This is a genomic window from Cognatazoarcus halotolerans (assembly GCF_009800965.1).
Lineage (GTDB): Bacteria > Pseudomonadota > Gammaproteobacteria > Burkholderiales > Rhodocyclaceae > Cognatazoarcus > Cognatazoarcus halotolerans.
The window spans coordinates 41,811-54,304 of record NZ_WUAF01000004.1 but is presented as its reverse complement, the minus strand read 5'-3'; the positions used below and the strand labels follow the sequence as shown (position 1 = coordinate 54,304).

Sequence of the window (12,494 nt, the reverse complement as noted above, 5' to 3'; positions counted from 1 at the left end):
CTTGCCGGCGGCGGAAGCGGCAACCGGTTGCGTTACGATACCGGACGAAGGCAGAAGGAGTGGATACTCCCGCCTGAGAATGCCCTCGCAGTTGAGTTCGACGCCGAGCATGACGATCGGCTCGTAGATGGGCTGGCTCGTGCTGATCACGATTCTGCGGTTTCCGACCGGGCCAGCAAGTGCGATTCTTGCTTGCCGGATCCAAGGTAGATCGGTGCCTTGGCCCGGGGAAAGACGTACGCATGAAATTTCGGTGCTGCCGCTGCCTATCAGGGCGATCTCGATCTTGAGCGGTTCACCGATCGCTGACTGTGCGGTGACGTTGCCAAGGCCGACGGCATGCGCCCATCCGCTCGCCAGAAGCGTCAGGCCGGTCGCTGCTACAGCGGGAAATATGCGCATCGTCGATTTTGATATGTTGTTGGCGCAGTTTGCGAGTCGTTGTCGTGCTGCCTGCGGGTCGCCGCCCGAGCTACAAAATACCCGACATTGTAATGAACTTGGGGCAGATTGCACCGTGATGATGTTCCGAATTTACGGAATGGCACCTTCCAGCAGCGGCGATCCGGCGGTGTATTATCTTTCCTGTTCCATACGCACACGTACGTGAGTTTTCCGATGCCATTGCCAGAACCTGTCTGTCGTCGCGAGCGAGCCCATCGCAGATCGATCACCGTAGAGGGATTTGTGCGCGAAGACGGTCTGCTTGAGCTTGATGCCCGCCTGACCGACGTGAAGGATGCCGATTATCCGATTGCTTCTGGGGTGCGCCCAGCCGGCGAGCCGGTGCACGACATGCTTGTCCGGATTGCGATCGATGCAGAGTTCAATATCGTTGAAGTTCAAGTCGTGTCCGAAAGGGTCCCTTATCCGGGTGGCTGCGACACGATCGGCCCGGCGTACCGACAGCTCATCGGTCTGAATCTGATAAGAGGTTTCCGGAAGACGGTTGGCGAGATGTTTGCCGACATCAGTGGTTGTTCCCACGTGACCGAGCTCTTGTACAGTCTTCCGACAGCAGCGATCCAGACCTTCGCAACATTTCGCCGGGATAACGAGGATGGTGGTCGGAAACCGTTTCAGCTGGATCAATGTCATGCCCTTGAAACTTCGAGCGAAACGGTGAGGCAGTTCTACCCGCGCTGGTATCGGTCCGAGGCGCGGAAAAAAGGTGAATAGGCCATATGGAAGCGCAAAAATCACGGGGACGTTTAAGTTATAATCCGCGTCTTCGGAACTGATTGCTCCGAAGACGCGCGCACTGCCTCCGGGTAGTCGCGGGAGCGGTCGCGAGTCCGGCTGAGGGAGAGCGGAGTCGTGACCGTGGAGGGGTGCCTCCATCGTCCCATCAACTAAATGTTCGCATCGTCGTGTCGGCGATAGCGACTTCGATCGAAGGGCTACCATGAAGATTCATGAGTATCAGGCAAAAGAAATACTGAGGAAGTACGGCGTCGTGACACCTCGCGGCATCCCCTGCTTCTCGGTGGACGAGGCAGTCAGTGCTGCCGAGCAGCTCGGCGGATCGATCTGGGTTGTGAAGGCTCAGATTCACGCCGGTGGGCGCGGCAAGGGTGGCGGCGTCAAGCTTGCCCGCTCAAAGGATGAAGTGCGGCAGACCGCCGGCGAGATCCTCGGGATGCAGCTGGTGACGCATCAGACCGGCCCGGAAGGGCAGAAGGTGCGCCGACTCCTTGTCGAGGAAGGGGCCGATATCAAGAAGGAGTACTACGTTGCGGCGCTGACCGACCGTGCTACCCAGAAGGTCGCCATGATGGCGTCCTCGGAAGGCGGCATGGACATCGAGGAAGTTGCGCACAATACCCCTGAGAAGATCATCAAGGTCTTCGTCGATCCGCTCGTCGGCCTGACTGACGCGCAGGCGACCGAACTCGCCAACGGCATCGGGGTGCCGGCTGCTTCGCTGCCACAAGCCGTCGATACGTTCAAGAAACTCTACACCTGCTACATGGATACCGATGCCTCGCTGGCGGAAATCAACCCGCTGATCCTCGAAGGCAACGGCAACATCAAGGCCCTGGACGCCAAGTTCAACTTTGACTCGAATGCGCTGTATCGCCATCCGGATATCGTCGAGATGCGCGACCTCGACGAAGAGGATGCCGACGAAATCGAGGCCTCCAAGTTCGACCTGGCCTACATTTCTCTCGATGGCAATATCGGGTGTCTGGTGAATGGTGCCGGTCTGGCGATGGCCACGATGGATACCATCAAGTTGTTTGGTGCAGAGCCGGCGAACTTCCTCGACGTGGGCGGCGGCGCCACTACCGAGAAGGTGACCGAAGCCTTCAAGATCATGCTCAAGAATCCGAAGGTCAAGGGCATCCTGGTGAACATCTTCGGCGGCATCATGCGCTGCGATACCATTGCCACCGGCGTGGTCGCCGCAGCCAGGGAAGTTCATCTCTCCGTACCGCTGGTCGTCCGCATGAAGGGAACCAACGAAGACATCGGCAAGAAGATTCTCGTCGAGTCCGGTCTTCCCATCATCTCTGCCGACACCATGGCTGACGCGGCAACGAAGATCGTCGCCGCGGTCAAGTAAGGAGCGTTTGAATGTCCATCCTGATCAACAAAGACACCAAGGTAATTACCCAGGGCATTACCGGGAAGACCGGCCAGTTCCATACCGAGAAATGCATCGAGTACGCGAATGGCAAGAACTGTTTCGTGGCGGGGGTCAATCCCAAGAAAGCCGGCGAGAAGATCTTCGACGTGCCCATCTTTGCTTCCGTCAAGGAAGCTGCTGCGGATACCGGGGCCACCGTATCGGTGATTTATGTCCCGCCTCCGGGCGCTGCGGCCGCCATCTGGGAAGCCTGCGAAGCCGATCTCGATCTCGCGATCTGCATTACTGAAGGTATCCCGGTCCGCGACATGCTGGAAGTGCGCAACAAGATGAAGGCCAAGGTTGCGGCCGGTGGCAAGGAAACGCTGCTGCTGGGCCCCAACTGCCCGGGTCTCATTACGCCCGATGAAATCAAGATCGGCATCATGCCGGGCCATATCCACAAAAAAGGTCGTATCGGTGTCGTGTCCCGCTCGGGCACGCTGACCTACGAAGCCGTAGCGCAATTGACCGAGATTGGTCTCGGTCAGTCTTCCGCTGTGGGTATCGGTGGCGATCCGATCATTGGCATCAAGCATATCGATGTGATGCGCATGTTCAATGATGACCCGGACACCGATGCGGTGATCATGATCGGCGAAATCGGTGGTCCTGACGAAGCCGAAGCCGCGATGTGGTGCAAGGAGAACATGAAGAAGCCGATCGTGGGCTTCATTGCAGGGGTGACGGCGCCGGCCGGCAAGCGCATGGGGCACGCAGGTGCGCTGATCTCCGGTGGTGCCGATACGGCCGATGCCAAGCTCGCGATCATGGAAGAGTGTGGTTTCACTGTCACGCGCAACCCGTCGGAGATGGCCAAGCTGCTCAAGGCCATGCTCTAAGCAGGGCTCAAGCCGTGAAAAGGCGCCGGATCTCCGGCGCCTTTTTTCTTTCAAGTGATGATCGTTTCGAGTTGCGCTGTTCCACTCGAGGGAGTATTGACGGACAATGCGGGCGAAGGTGCAGCCCCCCGCGGCCGCTTACCAATCAGGCTGATGTGCGAATGGATTTGTCCAACCTAGACGACGATGTGTTGAACGGATTTCCTGACGAGGATCATCCTGTCTCCATCGTCACCAGAACCGACGTCGGCAAGCTTCGCTCGAGAAATGAGGACGCAGTAGCGGCGAGCGAAACGAATGGTTGGCTGGTGCTTGCCGATGGCATGGGGGGGTACCGTGGTGGCGACGTTGCCGCGCGGATCGTGGTCAATGAAGTATCGGCGGCCTTCGAGCAGGCTGCGAGCGCCACGATTCGAATCGGGAGAACCATCGAGGACGTTCTTTGCGAGGCGATCCGCACTGCGAACAGGGCTGTTTTGAGAGAGGCGTGCTGGCGCCCGTCCCTTGCCGGCATGGGGTCGACCGTTGTCGCCGGCGCCATTGACGACGGCGAGCTGATCGTGGCTCATGTCGGCGATTCACGTGCATATTGCTTTGCCGATGGCGTGCTGGAGCAACTGACGCGGGACCATTCCCTGTTGCAGGAGCGCATCGACGAGGGCATGATTAGCGCCGCCGAAGCGCAGACAGCCCCGGGGCGTAATCTGCTGACGAGGGCCTTGGGGGTCGCCCCCGAAGTTGAAGTGGCGTGCATGCGTCACCGTCTGGTCAGGGGTGGGCTCTATCTGCTTTGCTCGGACGGCCTGACTGATATGGTTGACGATTCCGAGATCGCGCTGACTTTTGAAAGTGTCGGGGTCAACCTCGATCTCGCCGCGGATTGTCTCGTACAGCTTGCGAATGATCGCGGCGGGAGGGATAACATCACCGTTGCGCTGCTTGCCGTACGTGAGCTGCCGGTACACGCGGATGGATGGTTCGGGCGACTTGTGGTCCGATTGAGATGAGCTATCAACAGGTGCAAGACTGATGCCTAAGCTGATTTTGAGCATGGATGGGCTGGTGCTCAAGGAAATTCTGCTGAACAAGGAGAGGATATCGATCGGCCGCAAGGCGCATAACGATATCCAGATTGACAATCTTGCGATCAGCGGGAGCCATGCCGTCATCACGACGATTCTCGATGATGCTTTTCTCGAGGACCAGAACAGTACCAATGGCACTTACGTGAATGGGCAGCCAGTCAAGAAGCATGCACTTCAGAACAATGATGTCGTGGAGCTCGGCAAGTACCGGATCAAGTATGTGAAGGACAGTTCCGCTCCTGCGGTGAATCCTTCCGAATTTGTGGACACTGCCTCGCTCAAACCTCTCGAGATCCCGAGCGACAGAACGCTTGCCGGTGCGCCTGATTCGACCGAGGTGATCGAACGGCAGACCGACCCGACTGCCACGCAGGTGGTGCCGCACGGGTCCGAGGTCGATGTGCCCGTGCCGTCAACAACTACGCAGGAGAGCTCGCCCCGGCTCGGCGTCATCCAGGTTTTGAGCGGAAGCAACGCAGGTCGGGAGTTGGTGCTCACCAAATCTTTGACCACGCTCGGGAAGCCCGGGCAGCAAGTTGCGGTGATTACCAAGCGACCGCATGGCTATTTCATCACCCATGTTGAGGGCGTCAGTTTTCCGTTGGTCAATGGCAAGGCAATCGACGCACAAGCACGTCGATTGAGCGAGCAGGATGTCATCGAGATTGCGGGGGTGAAGATGTCATTCTTCTTCCGCGATCCGACCTGACGAGGTCTGGAGCGGCGGCCGTGACATTGTGCGCAGCGTTTGCCGAAGTTGCGCGGTACCTTTCGCCTTTAATCATGATTGCCGGACTGCCTCTGGCGGTCCAGTTCTGGCGTAATCCGGTCGAATGAAATTAACGGTGTTAGGATGCAGCGGAGGAATCGGTGGGGCGGGGCGCCGGACCACGGCATTTCTCGTTGACGACGACATCCTCATCGATGGTGGAAGCGGGGTCGGCGATCTTTCGTACGAAGACCTGCTTTGCATTGACCATATCTTCATTACCCATGCGCACCTCGACCACGTGGCATTCATCCCGTTCCTGGTCGATACGGTGGGTGATGAACGCCAGCGGCCGATCACCTTGTATGGCACACGCGAGACGCTCCACATCCTGCGTTCGCACCTCTTCAACTGGTTGGTGTGGCCGGATTTTTCAACCATTCCGGACCGGAATCATCCCTTCCTTCGTTACCAGGAGATTGCAGTCGGCGATGCGATCGATCTCGGTGGACGCAAGATCACGCCGATGCCGGCGCATCATACGGTACCTGCGGTGGGTTACGCGGTGGACAGTGGAAGTGCACAACTGGCATTCACTGGCGATACCACCTACTCAGCCGAAGTGCTGCAGGCACTCGATGAATTGCCGAACCTGCGTCACCTGATCATCGAGGCAGCGTTCCCGGATGCCTTGCAGGGTCTGGCCCTCGCATCGCGGCATTTGTGTCCCTCGCTGCTGGCCATGATGCTGCGCGAACTGAACTGTCGGCCGGAAGTTTACGTCACCCATCTCAAACCCGGTAAAGGTAAGCGGATCATGGCGGAGGTCGGCGCATATGAGTTGCCGATGCCGGTACACCGCCTTCGACAAGGGATGGTGCTCGAGTTCTGATGGGGTGGAGGCGAGGTGCGGGTGAGATCCGACCCGAAAAAACGGCGTTTCCGCCCGTAACGGTGATCCGCGCTAGAATCGCAAGATTAAGGTCGACCCGGGCGGGTCGTCATCGTGGGGGTGCGGGAGGCGAGCAGACAGATGAATCGGGCCTACGGAAAGGCTTCTGGTGGAACTGATGTAAGCAGCAGGTTGGCATTCTTCAAGGGGCTGCAACGGATCACCACGCGCATTCACGCGACGCGGAACATCGATGAGATCATCTTTGATTTGTCCGCCGATCTTTGCGAGCTGTTTCACGCCGAGCGGATCACTATCTATACGGTGGATGATTCCCGCACTGCCATCCATTCGAAGGTAAAGAGCGGGCTGCACACGATCAGTACCATTCGCCTTCCGATCGGCCCGAACAGCGTTGCAGGGTACGTCGCCTACTCGCTGAAGCTGATCAACATTGCGGATGTATACGACAAGGACGAACTCAAGAGCATTGATCCTGAACTTCGGTTCAGGAAAGAAGTGGACGAGCACTCTCGTTTTCACAGCAAGCAGATGCTCGTTGCTCCGATCGTCGATCCGGACAAAGGGCAGTTGCAAGGCGTAATCCAGCTGATAAACACGTTTGATGATACCCCCTTCTCGGAGGTTTCCGAGGAAGGTCTGATGGGTCTGACACAGACCTTGGGTGTTGCATTCGCCCAGCGGGTTCAGCCGCAGACCGGATTGCGTTCTCGCTACGAGTCACTGGTCGTGGACAAGCGAATTTCTGCCGACCAGCTTGCTGAGGCCGCGCGAACGGCGCGGCAGTCGGGCATCAGGACCGAGGATGTGCTGGTTGCGGATTACGGCCTCCAGCTTGCCGAACTCGGAGAGGCGCTGGGGAAGTTCTACAAGACGCCGTACGAACCCTTCCACCCCGATCGTGTCAAGCCGCTTGATCTGCTCAAACATATCAAACGCGAATATGTCGAGCAGAGTCACTGGCTGCCGCTCGAGGAAAGCAGCGACGGCATTCTGATCATGACGGTGGATCCCGAGCAGGTGCAGACCTCCAGGATCGCCCACAATGTGTTCCCCAAGGGCAAGTTCGTCTATCGCGTCACCACCTATCGCGAGTTCGCACAGACAATCGACCAGTTTTTTGCGATGAGCCTCGACCTCGGCTCGGTCGACGACATTCTCTCCGACATGGGCGACGACGAGTACGATGCCACGAGCACGGCTGATGACGTGTCGGCCGCGGCAGATAACGAGCTGGTCAAGCTGGTCAACAAGATCATCATCGACGCTTACAAGCAGGGTGCTTCCGATATCCATATCGAACCGCGCCCGGGAAAGGAAAAAACACGAATCCGTTTCCGCCGGGATGGCTCTCTCGTGCCTTACATCGAGGTGCCGGCCAGCTATCGAAGCCCGCTCGTGACACGCCTCAAGATAATGTGCGATCTCGACATTTCGGAGCGTCGCAAGCCTCAGGACGGCAAGATCAAGTTCCGGAAATATGCACCGCTGGACATCGAGCTCCGGGTCGCCACGGTGCCCACGGCGGGCGGTGTGGAAGACGTTGTGATGCGGATTCTCGCAAACAGCGAACCGATCAAGATCGATGAGCTCGGATTGCTCGGCCCCAACCTCGAGCGACTCAAGCAGGCAATCCACAAGCCTTACGGTATCTTCTTCGTCTGTGGACCAACCGGCTCCGGCAAGACGACGACGTTGCACTCGATCTTGGGTCATATCAATACGCCCGACACAAAGATCTGGACCGCCGAAGACCCGGTCGAGATCACTCAGAAGGGGTTGCGTCAGGTACAGGTCAACCGCAAGGCTGGCCTTGATTTTCCGACCGTCATGCGGGCCTTCCTGCGCGCAGACCCCGATGTGATCATGGTCGGCGAGATGCGTGACAAGGAAACCGTGGCAATCGGGCTGGAAGCCTCTCTCACGGGTCATCTGGTGTTCTCTACGCTTCACACCAACAGCGCTCCGGAATCCATCGTGCGTTTGTTGGATATGGGCATGGACCCCTTCAATTTCGCCGACGCTTTATTGGGCGTGCTGGCTCAACGTTTGGCCAAGCGTCTCTGCAAGAAATGCAAGGCGCCTTACCACCCGGAAGAGAACGAGGTGAACGGGCTGCTCGGCGAATACTGCGAAGATCTACGCCTTACGCCGGCATTTCGTGAAGATGCCGCCGCGGCGCGCTCCGCAATCCTCTCCGGGTGGCGCGAGCGGTATGGCGACAAGCAGGGGCGCTTTACCCTCTACAAGCCGGTTGGTTGCGAGGAATGCACTAATGGCTACAAGGGGCGACTCGGTTTGCATGAGCTGATGCTCGGGTCCGATGATGTCAAGCGTCTCATTCAGGAGCGTGCCCGCGTGGCTGATCTATTGACTGTGGCTCTCGCCGAAGACATGCGTACCTTGCGTCAGGATGGCATCGAGAAAGTTTTCGCTGGCATCACGGACATGGCCCAGGTACGCAAGGTGTGCGTCCGCTGAACCGCGCGATGCGGCTCCGTGGCAGCTTCTCTCGCTTCCGCATGACGCGTGCGCCCGTGAGGCCTACATCTCCGTCTGCCGTTCAGCGTCACTCCGGGTGACGAAAATCGTCACATTTCATGAGGTTTTCGAACTTCAATATTTCGATGTTATTTTTAACTTTATGAAAATAAAGGAAAAATTTGATTGAGAGGAAAGCTGGCACACTGACTGCATATAAGAAGCCAAGACCGGGAAAAACCCGATCGGAATTCCCTCTCATTCAAGGAGATCCAAAATGAAAAAGGCTCAACAAGGTTTTACCCTGATCGAACTGATGATCGTGGTTGCAATCATCGGCATCCTGGCAGCAATCGCCCTGCCGGCTTATCAGGACTACACCATCAAATCGCAGGCCACTTCCGCGCTTGCAGAGATCACCCCCGCGAAGACGCTGTTTGAAGTTGCGGTGAATACCGGCAAGACGCCGAGCGTTACTGCGACGGACGATGGTTTCGTTGGCGTCACTGCTGCAGGCGGCACCTACTGTGCAAACGCTGTTACGGCAACCACGATCGTATGCACCATCAAGGGTTCGAATGCGCTGATCAACGGCAAGACGATTACCTGGACTCGCGACGCGGCTACCGGCGTGTGGGCATGTACTACCGACATCGCTGCGAGCAAGCACAAGCCGGGCTCCTGCACCTAAGCAAGGGGCAAGCGCGCCGATCAGTCGGCGTGCCCGGGATAAAAAGGCTGCTTCGGCAGCCTTTCCTTGTTGACGGTGAGGCCCTCCATCCCTTCAGGGAGCGATCTCCGTGACGGCTTGAAGGGCGCGAACGACTGGCGAACGCACGAGCTCCGATGCCCAAGGCGCATGCGACGCCTGCGGATATCGTGAATGGCTGCGAACGAGCCGGAATCTCCTGCCCGAGAATGACCTGCCTGCTCGTGAAGGGTAAAATCCGTGCTTTGCTACTTTCGGCGCGTGGTTAAATGTCCCTCTCTACACTGGTTTCAATATCTCCCCTCGATGGTCGTTACGATTCAAAGGTCGCAGACCTGCGAGAGCACTTTTCGGAGTATGGTCTGATCCGCAACCGCATCAAGGTTGAGATCGAATGGCTGAAAGCGCTCGCTGCCGAACCGGCCCTCGCCGAGGTGGCCGCGTTCTCGAAAGCCACGGTGACGCAACTCGATGCGGTCGTCGAGGGTTTTCTGCCTGCGGATGGCGAGGCGGTCAAGGCCATTGAGGCCACCACGAACCATGACGTCAAAGCGGTCGAATACTGGCTCAAGAAGCGCTTTGCCGACAACACCGAGGTGCAGAAGGTATCGGAGTTCATCCATTTCGCATGCACGTCGGAGGACATTAACAACACCTCGCATGCGTTGATGCTGAATGATGCCCGGACCAAGGTAATCCTGCCCAAGCTCGACCAGGTGATCAGCCGATTCCGCACGCTGGCGCACGAATTGGCCGATGATGCGATGTTGTCGCGTACCCACGGCCAGCCGGCAAGTCCGACGACGCTCGGCAAGGAAATGGCCAATATCGCCTATCGCTTGCTGCGTGTGCGCAGGACGATCGTTGCGGTCGAGATGACGGCCAAATTCAACGGTGCGGTGGGCAATTACAACGCGCACCTGTCCGCTTACCCGGAGTTTGACTGGGAGGGTTTCAACCAACGTTTCATTGAGTCGCTGGGACTTGGTTTCAACCCCTATACGATCCAGATCGAGCCGCATGATTCGATGGCCGAACTGTTCGATGCGATGGCACGCTGCAATACCATCCTGATCGATGCCTGTCGCGACATCTGGAGCTATATCTCGCTCGGTTTCTTCAAGCAGCGCCTCAAGGAAGGCGAGGTTGGCTCGTCGACGATGCCACACAAGGTCAACCCGATTGATTTCGAGAACGCCGAGGGCAATCTGGGCATTGCCAATGCGCTGCTGCGGCATTTCTCCGAGAAGCTGCCGATTTCGCGCATGCAGCGCGACCTGACGGATTCGACGGTACTGCGCAATATGGGCGTGGCCTTCGGCCATACTTTGCTGGCGCTGGATTCCTGCCTCAAGGGTTTGAACAAGCTGGAGGTGGATCGTGTCCGCGTGGCTGCAGATCTCGACGCTACCTGGGAGGTGCTGGCCGAACCGATCCAGACGGTGATGCGCCGCTACGGGGTGGAAAACCCTTATGAACAACTCAAGGCACTGACCCGTGGAAAGGGGATCAACCGGGCGGCGCTGCAAGAGTTCATCGCTACGCTTTCCATCCCTGAAGTTGAGAAATCCCGTCTGTTGGAGATGACCCCGGCAACATATATCGGCAAGGCCGGAGAGCTTGCGCGGCGCATCTGACTGCTCCGGGCGTCGCCGGCGCTCTTGAGCGTCGGCCCTTGCCGGAAAGGGTCGTCTGCAATGCCGGCGGCCCTTTCCTTTTAGGAGCGCATGGTCGCTCCAGCCATTCAAAACGGAATCAACATGGGATTTGCAGATAATCTGAAACAGCTGCCCGGCGTGTCACATCTGGCAGCGATCGAGCTCATCGATGCAAGTGGTGTAGAGGTCGGGTCGATCGAGAACAAGCCGGGTCAGGCCGGTTCTCTCGTGGTATACAACCATCTCGCGCAGCTGTACGGAGCGATGACGCCGGAAGCGGCAAGAAAGGGGCTGGAACTGTACGCCGAGCATACGGCGGATGCCTTGGCCAATCCGGGAAAGCATCCGAACATCGATCGCCTGATCGGATTGTCGGAGCGCGGCGAGTCGTTGCGGGTACGGCATCGCTTCGCGGTCTGATACGGGCTGCTCCGGCGAGGGCCGGTGCAGCACTGCGGTCAGCGGCCTGGTTTCGCGAGCATGCCGCACCGCCAAGCCGATCTGTGCTTAGACGACGGCCTCTTCCTTCTGCTTCTTGGGTTTCGCGAACTGCTCGCGAGATACACCGAGCCACATCACCAGCGGGCTGGCGACCAGTACCGACGAGTAGATCCCGAAGCAGATGCCGATCGTCAGTGCAAGGGCGAAGTAGTGAAGTGTTTCGCCGCCAAACAGAAGCATCGACAAGACCATGATCTGCGTACTGCCATGGGTGATCACGGTGCGCGAGATGGTGCTCGTAATTGCGTGGTTAAGGACCTCAGGGGTGTCCAGGCCGCGTTTCTTTTTGAAGGTTTCGCGCACCCGGTCGAACACCACCACCGATTCGTTCACCGAATAGCCCAACACTGCCAGAACGGCTGCCAGCACGGCCAGTGAGAACTCCCACTGGAAGAAGGCGAAGAAGCCGAGGATGATGATCACGTCGTGCAGGTTGGCGATGATTGCCGATACTGCGAAGCGCCATTCGAAGCGCATCGCCAGGTAGAGCATGATGCCTGCGATCACCAGCAGCAGCGCCATGGCACCGTCGGTGGCAAGTTCCTTGCCGACCTGCGGACCGACGAACTCGACGCGGCGTAGTTGTGGTGTCGAGGCCGAAACGCCAGCCAGCGAGCTCATGACCTTCTCGCTGACCCGGGCGGTGTCGAGTGCCTCGCGATTGGGCAGGCGGATGAGGATATCGCGCGCGCTGCCGAAATTCTGCACCTGGGCATCAGGATAGCCTTCGTTGGCGAGTGCCTGGCGGATCGGTTCGAGTTGGGGGGCCTCCGCGTAGTTGATTTCCATCAGCGTGCCGCCGGTGAATTCGACCGACAGATTCAGACCGCGGGTGAGCAGGAAGAGCACGGCCAGCGCGAAAGTGATCAACGATATGACGTTGAACGCTAGTGCGTGGCGCATGAACGGGATGTCTTTCTTGATGCGGAAGAATTCCATGGTCTTTGGCGATTCGTGATGAATTGTT

The 12,494-nt window shown here is 58.2% G+C and carries 11 protein-coding genes and 1 pseudogene; 10 read left to right on the top strand and 2 right to left on the bottom strand.

From position 1 onward, the window contains the following. Positions 1 to 63: 63 nt before the first annotated feature. Positions 64 to 402 (bottom strand): annotated as a pseudogene (locus tag GQB03_RS23620) (type IV pilus assembly protein FimV); the annotation flags it as partial. A 216-nt stretch (positions 403 to 618) separates the two neighbouring features. Between GQB03_RS23620 and GQB03_RS06660 the strand changes: the two are divergent. The 10 genes from GQB03_RS06660 to GQB03_RS06615 all read left to right on the top strand — a co-directional run bounded on the left by GQB03_RS06660 (position 619) and on the right by GQB03_RS06615 (position 11,446). Next, positions 619 to 1,179, top strand: a complete 561-nt coding sequence (locus GQB03_RS06660) for a DUF2889 domain-containing protein (RefSeq protein ID WP_159687000.1) — start codon at positions 619 to 621, stop codon at positions 1,177 to 1,179. Between the two features lie 226 nt (positions 1,180 to 1,405). After that, entirely contained in the window at positions 1,406 to 2,566 is a 1,161-nt protein-coding gene (sucC, locus tag GQB03_RS06655) for an ADP-forming succinate--CoA ligase subunit beta (protein WP_159686393.1), read from the top strand. Positions 2,567 to 2,577: 11 nt separating this feature from the next. Further along, positions 2,578 to 3,471 (top strand): succinate--CoA ligase subunit alpha, encoded by an 894-nt coding sequence (gene sucD, locus GQB03_RS06650; RefSeq protein ID WP_159686391.1) that lies wholly within the window; start codon positions 2,578 to 2,580, stop codon positions 3,469 to 3,471. A 14-nt stretch (positions 3,472 to 3,485) separates the two neighbouring features. Then, positions 3,486 to 4,478 (top strand): Stp1/IreP family PP2C-type Ser/Thr phosphatase, encoded by a 993-nt coding sequence (locus GQB03_RS06645; RefSeq protein ID WP_235026974.1) that lies wholly within the window; start codon positions 3,486 to 3,488, stop codon positions 4,476 to 4,478. Positions 4,479 to 4,500: 22 nt separating this feature from the next. Beyond that, complete coding sequence (locus tag GQB03_RS06640; RefSeq protein WP_159686385.1) at positions 4,501 to 5,265, top strand: FHA domain-containing protein; 765 nt, start codon at positions 4,501 to 4,503, stop codon at positions 5,263 to 5,265. Between the two features lie 124 nt (positions 5,266 to 5,389). After that, positions 5,390 to 6,157, top strand: a complete 768-nt coding sequence (locus tag GQB03_RS06635; protein WP_159686384.1) for a 3',5'-cyclic-nucleotide phosphodiesterase — start codon at positions 5,390 to 5,392, stop codon at positions 6,155 to 6,157. Positions 6,158 to 6,298: 141 nt separating this feature from the next. Next, positions 6,299 to 8,659 (top strand): GspE/PulE family protein, encoded by a 2,361-nt coding sequence (locus tag GQB03_RS06630; protein WP_159686997.1) that lies wholly within the window; start codon positions 6,299 to 6,301, stop codon positions 8,657 to 8,659. Positions 8,660 to 8,936: 277 nt separating this feature from the next. Further along, positions 8,937 to 9,350 carry a pilin gene (locus GQB03_RS06625; RefSeq protein ID WP_159686381.1) on the top strand — a complete coding sequence of 138 codons (414 nt, stop codon included), beginning with the start codon at positions 8,937 to 8,939 and terminating at the stop codon, positions 9,348 to 9,350. A 287-nt stretch (positions 9,351 to 9,637) separates the two neighbouring features. Continuing rightward, entirely contained in the window at positions 9,638 to 11,005 is a 1,368-nt protein-coding gene (gene purB, locus GQB03_RS06620; protein WP_159686378.1) for an adenylosuccinate lyase, read from the top strand. A gap of 123 nt (positions 11,006 to 11,128) precedes the next feature. Continuing rightward, positions 11,129 to 11,446 carry a DUF2322 family protein gene (locus GQB03_RS06615; RefSeq protein ID WP_159686995.1) on the top strand — a complete coding sequence of 106 codons (318 nt, stop codon included), beginning with the start codon at positions 11,129 to 11,131 and terminating at the stop codon, positions 11,444 to 11,446. Between the two features lie 87 nt (positions 11,447 to 11,533). On the opposite strand, the gene secF is transcribed toward GQB03_RS06615, so the two are convergent. Beyond that, complete coding sequence (secF, locus tag GQB03_RS06610) at positions 11,534 to 12,466, bottom strand: protein translocase subunit SecF (protein WP_159686376.1); 933 nt, start codon at positions 12,464 to 12,466, stop codon at positions 11,534 to 11,536. Positions 12,467 to 12,494 lie beyond the last annotated feature (28 nt).

Bases quoted from the DNA above. Each gene is read 5' to 3' on its own strand.
- GQB03_RS06660 (WP_159687000.1), top strand. From the start codon at position 619: ATGCCATTGCCAGAACCTGTCTGTCGTCGCGAGCGAGCCCATCGCAGA.
- sucC (WP_159686393.1), top strand. From the start codon at position 1,406: ATGAAGATTCATGAGTATCAGGCAAAAGAAATACTGAGGAAGTACGGC.
- sucD (WP_159686391.1), top strand. From the start codon at position 2,578: ATGTCCATCCTGATCAACAAAGACACCAAGGTAATTACCCAGGGCATT.
- GQB03_RS06640 (WP_159686385.1), top strand. From the start codon at position 4,501: ATGCCTAAGCTGATTTTGAGCATGGATGGGCTGGTGCTCAAGGAAATT.
- GQB03_RS06635 (WP_159686384.1), top strand. From the start codon at position 5,390: ATGAAATTAACGGTGTTAGGATGCAGCGGAGGAATCGGTGGGGCGGGG.
- GQB03_RS06630 (WP_159686997.1), top strand. From the start codon at position 6,299: ATGAATCGGGCCTACGGAAAGGCTTCTGGTGGAACTGATGTAAGCAGC.
- GQB03_RS06625 (WP_159686381.1), top strand. From the start codon at position 8,937: ATGAAAAAGGCTCAACAAGGTTTTACCCTGATCGAACTGATGATCGTG.
- purB (WP_159686378.1), top strand. From the start codon at position 9,638: ATGTCCCTCTCTACACTGGTTTCAATATCTCCCCTCGATGGTCGTTAC.
- GQB03_RS06615 (WP_159686995.1), top strand. From the start codon at position 11,129: ATGGGATTTGCAGATAATCTGAAACAGCTGCCCGGCGTGTCACATCTG.
- secF (WP_159686376.1), bottom strand. From the start codon at position 12,466: ATGGAATTCTTCCGCATCAAGAAAGACATCCCGTTCATGCGCCACGCA.